At 50.3% G+C, this 794-nt stretch carries 1 pseudogene; it reads right to left on the bottom strand.

Annotated elements, in window-relative coordinates:
* Positions 1-794: pseudogene (locus tag AB4589_RS25555) on the bottom strand (transketolase); the annotation flags it as partial.

The raw sequence follows: 794 nt of genomic DNA, 5'->3' as shown, positions 1-794 counted from the left end.
AAACCACCGTGCAGAGCGATACCGTTCATGATTGCAGTCATACCGAATTCACGTACACCGTAGTGGATGTAGTTACCTGAGAAGTCGTTCGCTTCAAGCGACTTAGAACCAGACCACATAGTCAGGTTAGAAGGCGCAAGGTCAGCAGAGCCGCCCATGAATTCAGGTAGCATAGCACCAAACGCTTCTAGTGCGTTTTGAGATGCTTTACGTGATGCGATGTTTGCTGGGTTAGCTTGAAGATCAGCAATGATTGCGTTTGCTTTCTCTTCCCACTCAGCTGGAAGATCGCCGTTAGTACGACGTTTGAATTCAGCTGCTAGCTCAGGGTGAGCCGCTGCGTATGCGTCAAACTTAGCATTCCACGCTGCTTCTTTCGCTGCGCCTGCTTCTTTCGCATTCCACTCAGCTGCGATATCAGCTGGAATTTCGAAAGGGCCGTGTTCCCAACCCAGTGCCGCTTTAGTTGCTGTGATTTCATCAGCACCTAGTGGAGCACCGTGACAGTCGTGCGTACCCGCTTTATTTGGTGAACCAAAACCGATAATAGTCTTAGTACAGATAAGCGTAGGACGAGGATCCGCTTTAGCCGCTTCGATAGCCGCGTTGATAGCGTCAGCATCGTGACCATCAACTGCTGGGATTACGTGCCAGCCGTAAGCTTCAAAACGCTTAGGTGTATCGTCAGAGAACCAACCTTCAACTTCGCCATCGATAGAGATGCCGTTGTCATCCCAGAAAGCAACCAGCTTACCAAGACCTAGCGTACCCGCTAGAGAACATGCTTCGTGAGA

Origin of the sequence: Vibrio sp. 10N.222.49.A3 (assembly GCF_041475145.1) — a bacterium.
Taxonomy (GTDB): Bacteria; Pseudomonadota; Gammaproteobacteria; order Enterobacterales; family Vibrionaceae; genus Vibrio; species Vibrio tasmaniensis_A.
The sequence above is the reverse complement of the archived record's forward strand: the minus strand, read 5'-3'. Positions and strand labels throughout refer to the sequence as shown.